The sequence below is a fragment of the Pseudomonas sp. BP11-1-1 genome, assembly GCF_052112105.1.
Taxonomy (GTDB): domain Bacteria; phylum Pseudomonadota; class Gammaproteobacteria; order Pseudomonadales; family Pseudomonadaceae; genus Aquipseudomonas; species Aquipseudomonas alvandae.
The window spans coordinates 24,213-30,321 of sequence record NZ_JAUTYU010000020.1 but is presented as its reverse complement, the minus strand read 5'-3'; the positions used below and the strand labels follow the sequence as shown (position 1 = coordinate 30,321).

Sequence of the window (6,109 nt, the reverse complement as noted above, 5' to 3'; positions counted from 1 at the left end):
TGATGGCGAGCGCTTCGCACTGGAGCGGGGCGGTGCGACGTTTCGCTAAATCCCCTCGCCACAGGGGAGTGGCGGCTACACGTGCATTATTCATCGGCCATCCCCAACACAATCCGCCCACTTGAACAGGCCGCCGTGTCATTGCGATAGGCGAAATACAACTTGCCGCGCTCACGGTCGAAGCGCAGGTGCAGCTGGATTTCATCGCCGGGGCGCACCAGTTGCTGGAACTTGAGCACTTCCATGCCAACGAAGCGTGGCGGCAGGTCCAGCAATTGGCGGCCCAGGTTCATGGCCCAGTCCACTTGCACCACGCCGGGCAAGACCGGCGCCGTGGGAAAGTGACCGCTGAAATAGGCAAGGTCGGGCGGCACCGTCAGGCGTAGGTTCCATTCGCCGTCGGTTTCAATCTGTTCAAGCACCTCGGGAGCTTTCGGGCGCGGCGCCGTCAGCACGGCTTCGACGTCGGCCTGGGGCAGCTTGCCTTGTGCGTTCAGCGGCAGCTGTCGCAGCCAACGCCAGCGTCGGGGCAGGGCCAAGGTTTCACAATGCCCGCTCAGGTGTTGGCGCAAGGCTTGGGTCACGGCCCGCCGGCCCAGATTGCGCAGGGCGAGCAGGCCGGTTTCGCTGAGCACCAGCAGGGCACCGAGGGAGGCACGATTTTCCTGCACGACGCCTAGCCGGGCTTCGCTGACCCATTCGTGGGCCGTCAGCGCCTGTTCCAGCATCGGCAGTGAGATGCGTTTCTCTTCGAGCTTGACGATGCGATCCAAGCGACCGAGCAATTCAAAACGCCCGTCTGCGGCGATCCGCACCGCGTCGGCGGTATGTTCCACATGACCGGCCGGCAGATAAGGCGAGGCAATCAGCAAGGCGCCGTCGCTGTCCTGGCTCAGCTCGACGTCGGCGAAGGGGTGCCACAAGTCGCCGCCCTGGCGCCAGGCGATGCCACCGGTTTCCGAGCTGCCGAAAATTTCCGTCGGCCATTGTCCCAGGCGCTGTTCGAGGCTCTGCGCCGCCTCGGCAGGCAAGGCACCGCCGGAGGAAAAGACCCGGCGCACACTGCTCAGGGCCGGCCAGTCGAGATTGTCACCCATGCGCTTGAGCAACGCGGGGCTGGCGACCCAGGCGAACGCCGGGTGCTCGCGACTGGCGCGCTGCATGTCTTCCGGGAAGGGCAGCTGACGACGAACAAAAGGGCGTCCGGCGCACAGCGGCCAGAGGACCCGGAACAACAACCCGTAGATGTGTTGGGCGGCGACGCTGCCGATCACGCAGGCCGGACCGAGGTCCGCACCCCATAGCCGTTCCAGTGCCTGGACTTCGTTGCTCAACTGACGCAGGGTTTTCTCGATGCGCTTGGGCTCGCCACTGGAGCCGGAAGTGCACAGGCTCAGCCAGCAGTGATCAAGGTCCAGCTCGGCCGCTTCCAGCGGAGCCTGCCGGAGGTCACCTGCTTGGGTGTCGCCGGGCAGGTCGGTCAGCCACAGATCGACGTCAGCCGACCAGCGCTGGCGCGTCTGCGCCTGCAGGTCGGCGGGCAGCAGCACGCGCACCCCGGCGCGCCAGGCAGCGAGCAGCGCGGTCGCCAGGTCGGCGGCATCTTCGAGGTGCACCGCAATATGCCGCACGCCTCGGGCCCGCAGGCCGGCGGCCAGGCACAGCGCGTCATCGCGCAGTTGTGCGTGATTCAACGCCGGTTCCACGGCTACAGCGCGGTCCGGCAGGGCCTCGAGCAACATCTGCTCAAGTGTCATCCAATTCATGGGCGGCCTCTTACCCGTTGTCGTATGAGCCATTCAATGGCAAACATCAGCCCCATCAATCCGTAGGAAATCAGGCCGGTGTACAACATCCACCAGCTCAGCGGCGCCCAGAGGGTCAGGGCGGCAGCGAGCAAACCGTTACACAGGAAAAACACACACCAGGCCACCGTGACCTGGCGGGTATACACCACTGCCTTGGCCGGCAACTGCGGTTCGCGCAGGCGGGCCAGGCGTTCGACCATCGGTGGGCCATATTTCAGGCTCAGGGTGAACAGGCCAAGCATGAACGTGCTGATCAACACCGGGTACCAGCGCAGCAGGAGCGGGCTGTCGAACACTGCAAGCAATACGCAGAAGATGATCGCCGTGACCGCCATCCAACGACTGCCGGTCCCGCCCTTGCCGAGCAATGCCCGGGCCAGCCACAGGCAGCCCAATAGCAGCCCGAATTGCCATGGCGCGAAGTGCTCCATGCCGAAATACACTGCAAAAGGGTACAACAGGCCCGCGAGCAGCAGGCCAAGGCCAATCAGCCGGCTCATGCGGCCGGTTGGACCAGTCGATAGACCGCCTCGACCACGTCGTTGACCGTGCGCACCGACTTGAATTCTTCGGCGGCGATTTTCTTGCCGGTCTGGCGCTTGATGTGGTCGATCAGGTCCACCGCATCAATGCTGTCGATTTCCAGGTCCTGGTACAGGTTCGATTCCAGCGTTACACGCTCAGGGTCCAGTTCGAAGAGCTCGACCAGGGCATCGCGCAGGGTGTTGAAGATATCGTCACGAGTTTGCATGGTCGGTCTCAGGCGCTTTTTGCAGTGACGAAGGCCGCAAGGCTTGCCACGTTGCTGAAATGGTTACGGGTGTCCTTGGCATCGGCGTCGATCTTGATGCCATATTTTTTCTGGATCGCCAGGCCGAGCTCCAGGGCATCCACTGAGTCCAGGCCCAGACCTTCGCCGAACAGGGTCTGATCGTCGCCGATGTCGTCGATACCGATGTCCTCCAGGCCGAGGGCGTCGATGATCAGCTGTTTGATGTCACGGTGCAGATCGCTCATCTTCGGCGAGCTCCTTGATGAAATAGTGATGCAGAAAATCGTTGAGCCGGCGTGACGCCTGCGGTGCAGGGCCCAGCGCGGCGAAAGCCTGTGGGTCTATATCGGCCCCAACGTGAAAACTGAAGTGCACGCGGCGATGGGGGATGCGATACCACGGTTCGGCCTTGGTCAGCGTGGTGGGGCTGACCTTGATCGTGACCGGTGTGAGGACCTTGGCCCCTCGCAGGGCGATGGCCGCGGCGCCGCGATGAAAGGCCGGCGCATGGCCTGGCTGGGTGCGCGTGCCCTCGGGGAAGACAATCAGGCATTGGCCGTCCCGCAGGGCGTCGCTGGCGGCGTCGAGCATGTCCATGCTGCCGTCGTTGCTGATGTATTGGGTCGAGCGCAGCGGGCCATGGGTGAAAGGGTTGTCCCACAGGCTTTGCTTGACCACGCAGTTGGCGTCGCGAACCAGCCCGATCAGGAAGACCACGTCGATCAACGAGGGATGATTGGCGATGATCATTTGCCCCGGGCGGCCGAGTTTCTCCGCGCCGTCGATCTGATAGGTGAGCACACCGGTACGGGCCATGAACCGGATAAAGAACCAGAACAGGCGTCCAACCGTGCGGCGAGCCCGCTGGCGACGAGTCTGTGGATCGGCGGGCAACGCATTGAGCAGGGGAAACACCAGCAACCGCAGGCACAGCCCGCCCAACCCGAAGAGGGCGAAGCTTGCAGCGGTCGCGAACAGGCGCCAGTAGTAGGCGTCGCGATGTTTACCGGTCACCGGTTGCGTTGCCAGGTCCATAGACGATTCTTCCAGGCATGTTGGCAGGTGGTGTCGTTGCTCAGCAGCGTACGCAATAGATCCAGGGCGTGGGGCCAGTCGCTGCCGGCCATTGGTGCTGGTGCGCTGGACAGGTCCAGTTGCCAGTCGTCACCGCAAGTCAGCAACAGTCCCACCGCATAGGGAAACGGTACGTCGTCGACCCAGGGGGCATAGACCTGGGGTGGTTGTTCTTCGGTGATGACCAGCAGCACCGCTGGCGCACCTTCATTCAATAGCGCGACGGCTTCCAGCATGCCGTGCTCCAGGCCGTCACCCGTGGCTGCCAGGGCGGTCATCTCGCTGGTTTCGCCGCGCATGATCGACCACAGGCCAATGACTGCGTTGTGCACCGACAAACTGAATTGGGTCGGGGACAAGGGCTGGTCGGCGGCCAGGTCCTTGAGAATCTCAAAAGTGCGCGGGGTTTCGCCGTGACGAGAAATAAAGACCAACGGTAGGTCCGGTCGCCCCTCGGCCAGTGGCCAGGCGACACTGAAGGCCATGCGCGCCAGGCGGCTCAGGCGGCGGCGCTGCATGGCGGGCAGGAACGACACGTCAGGGGCCGCGTCGCTGGCGGCCAGCGCGACCGGTTGTCGGCTCCATGCCTGCCAATCGTCCACGCTTTCGAGCCCAGGGGCCCATGCGCGCCATTGGGCGATATTGAAATTGATCACAAACTCATCCCACCCCTGCGGGCTTTTATTGTCACGGTTCAGTGGTTTGACCCGCGTCCAACCCTGCATGGCCTTGCGACCCAAGTGGCGCGCATTATCCCGGTGCGGTTGGCTTGTAGCAAATACTGGTTACATTTTGTCCGGGGTAATCCGTCGGTTGGTCAGGTTCGGCTCCGGCACGCACATTGTTGCGATTGTGTCTGTCAGTTCCTTCCGGCAATCGCTGGGGTAATTGACGCTTGGTTGTCTGAAAAAGCCACCAATGCGGTAATCCATCCGTGTGCAAGGTAGCGAAGCGGTGTCTTGGGCAACTACACTCGGTCATCTTTGATGCACGGAGGTTTTGACATGCGGCGTGTGGTGTTCAATCAGAAGGGTGGCGTGGGCAAGTCCAGCATCGCCTGCAATCTGGCGGCCGTGAGCGCCAGCGAGGGTTATCGCACGCTATTGGTCGACCTGGACGCCCAGGCCAACTCCACTCAATACCTGACCGGCCTGACGGGCGATGATATTCCCATGGGCATCGCCGACTTTTTCAAGCAGACCCTCTCATCGGGGCCCTTTTCGAAAAAGAACAAGGTCGATATCTACGAAACGCCTTTCGACAACCTGCACGTCATCACCGCCACGGCGGAGCTGACGGACCTGCAGCCCAAGCTCGAGGCGAAACACAAGATCAACAAGCTGCGCAAGCTGCTCGAAGAGCTGGACGAGGATTACGACCGGATTTACCTGGACACCCCGCCAGCGTTGAATTTCTATGCAGTTTCAGCGTTGATCGCCGCTGATCGCGTATTGATCCCCTTCGACTGCGACAGTTTTTCGCGCCAGGCGCTGTATGGCCTGATGGCGGAAATCGAGGAACTCAAGGACGACCATAACGAAGCGTTGGAAGTGGAAGGAATTGTCGTCAACCAGTTCCAGGCCCGCGCCAGCCTGCCGCAACAGATTCTCGATGAGCTGATCGCCGAAGGCCTGCCGGTGTTGCCGGTGTACCTGAGCAGTTCGGTGCGCATGCGTGAATCGCACCAGGCCAGCCTGCCACTGATCCACCTGGACCCGCGGCATAAACTGACCCAGCAGTTCGTGGAGTTGCATAGCCTGCTGGAAAGCGCCTGACTGATCATGCAAATCCCATGTGGGAGCGGGCTTGCTCGCGAATGCGGTGTTTCAGGCACATAAATGTCGACTGACACGCCGCATTCGCGAGCAAGCCCGCTCCCACGCTTATCCCATGGCTTCAAATCCCCTGGCTGCGCAGCCAACTCATCAACTGCGGCAACGGAAACGCCCCGCTCTGGCGCGCAACCTCCCGGCCATCCTTGAACAGAATCAAGCTGGGAATCGAACGGATCCCCAGCTGCGCCGACAACTGCTGATTGGCCTCGCTGTCGAGCTTGGCCAACCGGCATTTGCCCGCCAACTGCGCGGCGGCCTGTTCGAACACCGGCGCGAAGGATTTGCACGGTCCGCACCAGTCCGCCCAGACGTCCACCAGCAACGGCAGGTCGCCCTTGATCTGGCTGGCGTAGTCGCCTTGCTTGAGTTCGAAGGGTGTGTTCAACAGCAATTGCGCCTTGCAGCGACCGCACTTGGGCTGGTCGCCGAGGCGTTCGGCGGGGATGCGGTTGAGTCCGTTGCAGTGGGGGCAGGGGATCAGCATCGGGTCAGTCTCCACGGAAAATCATTAGGCATGGATTGAACACTATATAGAAGCCGCCACAAAACCTTGTGGGAGCGAGCTTGCTCGCGATGGCGGTGTGTCAGCCAATATTGCATCGACTGTCAGGGCGCTATCG

At 62.2% G+C, this 6,109-nt stretch carries 8 protein-coding genes; 1 reads left to right on the top strand and 7 read right to left on the bottom strand.

Annotation, left to right across the window (positions count from 1 at the left end; all coding sequences use genetic code 11):
* Window positions 1-86 precede the first annotated feature (86 nt).
* Genes Q7C33_RS24965 through Q7C33_RS24940 form a run of 6 tightly spaced genes read right to left on the bottom strand, consistent with a single transcriptional unit; the run spans window position 87 to window position 4,310 of the window.
* Entirely contained in the window at window positions 87-1,766 is a 1,680-nt protein-coding gene (locus Q7C33_RS24965; RefSeq protein WP_407684306.1) for an AMP-binding protein, read from the bottom strand.
* The gene (locus Q7C33_RS24960) at window positions 1,763-2,308 is read right to left on the bottom strand and encodes a hypothetical protein (RefSeq protein WP_407684305.1); all 546 of its coding nucleotides are present in this window, start codon (window positions 2,306-2,308) and stop codon (window positions 1,763-1,765) included. The genes Q7C33_RS24965 and Q7C33_RS24960 overlap by 4 nt, the downstream gene beginning before the upstream one ends.
* Window positions 2,305-2,559 carry an acyl carrier protein gene (locus tag Q7C33_RS24955; protein WP_030140951.1) on the bottom strand — a complete coding sequence of 85 codons (255 nt, stop codon included), beginning with the start codon at window positions 2,557-2,559 and terminating at the stop codon, window positions 2,305-2,307. The genes Q7C33_RS24960 and Q7C33_RS24955 overlap by 4 nt, the downstream gene beginning before the upstream one ends.
* Before the next feature lie 8 nt (window positions 2,560-2,567).
* Entirely contained in the window at window positions 2,568-2,825 is a 258-nt protein-coding gene (locus Q7C33_RS24950) for a phosphopantetheine-binding protein (RefSeq protein ID WP_030140950.1), read from the bottom strand.
* Complete coding sequence (locus Q7C33_RS24945; protein ID WP_030140949.1) at window positions 2,806-3,615, bottom strand: lysophospholipid acyltransferase family protein; 810 nt, start codon at window positions 3,613-3,615, stop codon at window positions 2,806-2,808. Before Q7C33_RS24945 ends, Q7C33_RS24950 begins: the two co-directional genes overlap by 20 nt.
* The gene (locus Q7C33_RS24940) at window positions 3,591-4,310 is read right to left on the bottom strand and encodes a beta-ketoacyl synthase chain length factor (RefSeq protein WP_030140948.1); all 720 of its coding nucleotides are present in this window, start codon (window positions 4,308-4,310) and stop codon (window positions 3,591-3,593) included. The genes Q7C33_RS24945 and Q7C33_RS24940 overlap by 25 nt, the downstream gene beginning before the upstream one ends.
* A 348-nt stretch (window positions 4,311-4,658) precedes the next feature.
* Between Q7C33_RS24940 and Q7C33_RS24935 the strand changes: the two genes are divergently transcribed.
* Window positions 4,659-5,429: a ParA family protein gene (locus tag Q7C33_RS24935; RefSeq protein ID WP_030140947.1), complete on the top strand. Its 771-nt coding sequence runs from the start codon at window positions 4,659-4,661 to the stop codon at window positions 5,427-5,429.
* 121 nt (window positions 5,430-5,550) lie between these two features.
* On the opposite strand, the gene trxC is transcribed toward Q7C33_RS24935, so the two are convergent.
* Complete coding sequence (trxC, locus tag Q7C33_RS24930) at window positions 5,551-5,973, bottom strand: thioredoxin TrxC (protein ID WP_198797423.1); 423 nt, start codon at window positions 5,971-5,973, stop codon at window positions 5,551-5,553.
* Between the last annotated feature and the right edge of the window lie 136 nt (window positions 5,974-6,109).

Bases quoted from the DNA above. Each gene is read 5' to 3' on its own strand.
- Q7C33_RS24945 (WP_030140949.1), bottom strand. From the start codon at position 3,615: ATGGACCTGGCAACGCAACCGGTGACCGGTAAACATCGCGACGCCTAC.
- Q7C33_RS24935 (WP_030140947.1), top strand. From the start codon at position 4,659: ATGCGGCGTGTGGTGTTCAATCAGAAGGGTGGCGTGGGCAAGTCCAGC.
- Q7C33_RS24960 (WP_407684305.1), bottom strand. From the start codon at position 2,308: ATGAGCCGGCTGATTGGCCTTGGCCTGCTGCTCGCGGGCCTGTTGTAC.
- Q7C33_RS24955 (WP_030140951.1), bottom strand. From the start codon at position 2,559: ATGCAAACTCGTGACGATATCTTCAACACCCTGCGCGATGCCCTGGTC.
- trxC (WP_198797423.1), bottom strand. From the start codon at position 5,973: ATGCTGATCCCCTGCCCCCACTGCAACGGACTCAACCGCATCCCCGCC.
- Q7C33_RS24965 (WP_407684306.1), bottom strand. From the start codon at position 1,766: ATGAATTGGATGACACTTGAGCAGATGTTGCTCGAGGCCCTGCCGGAC.
- Q7C33_RS24950 (WP_030140950.1), bottom strand. From the start codon at position 2,825: ATGAGCGATCTGCACCGTGACATCAAACAGCTGATCATCGACGCCCTC.